Below are 770 nucleotides of genomic sequence, written 5' to 3' on the forward strand. Positions count from 1 at the left end.
TCGCGCCAGCGTGCCGCGTCGTCGGGGCTGCTCATCGTCGTCCTGCCTGCCGGGTGCTCGTCGGGGTCTCGTGACGCCGCGACGCCCCCGGCGTCCAGCACCGGGGGCGTCGCGACACGGTCAGCGGGTGGGCGCCGCCGCGTCGTCGGACGCGGAGTCCTCGGCACCGGACGCGCCGGCGGCCGGCTTCGCCTCGTCCGCGTCGCGCGCCGGCTCGGCGACGACGGGGATCGCGGCGGAGACTGGTGCGGGTCGTGCCTTGGTCGGGCGGCCCGACGGTCGGGCCGGCTTGGCGGGGCGCGCCGGCGCGACGGGAGCCGGCGCGGCGTCGTCGGCGGACTTGTCCTCGGCAGCCGTGACCCTGCCCCGAGCGGTGGTGCCCGACGTGTCGTCCGAGCTGTCCGCACGCGACCCGGCGCTCGTCTCCGCGTCGTCCGAGCTCGTCGCGTCCGGGCCGGCGTCGACGTCCGGAGCGGCCTCCGCGTCCTCGGCGGCCGTGGAGCCCGTGCCCGTGGCCGTGCCCTTGTCCGCCACCGCGTCTTCGTGCGCCGCGGCGCCCTCGTCCGCCACCGCCTCCTCGTCCGCCACGGCGTCCGAGTCCGCCGCCGCGTCCTCCTCCGCCCGCGGGTCGCGCCCCGCGTCGGCGTCGTCCGCCGCGGCGTCCCGTCCGGTCCCGGCGTCGCCGTCCGTCGCGTCGACGCGGCCGGCGCGGACGTCCGTGCCCGCGTCGACGTCCCTGTCCGCGCCGGCGTCGGTGCCGGCCGCAGCGG

1 pseudogene is annotated in these 770 nt (G+C 80.4%); it reads right to left on the reverse strand.

From position 1 onward, the window contains the following. Positions 1 to 120 precede the first annotated feature (120 nt). Positions 121 to 770, reverse strand: a pseudogene (locus tag CTKZ_RS21905) (hypothetical protein); the annotation flags it as partial.

It is taken from the genome of Cellulomonas algicola (assembly GCF_003851725.1).
Taxonomy (GTDB): Bacteria; Actinomycetota; Actinomycetes; order Actinomycetales; family Cellulomonadaceae; genus Cellulomonas; species Cellulomonas algicola.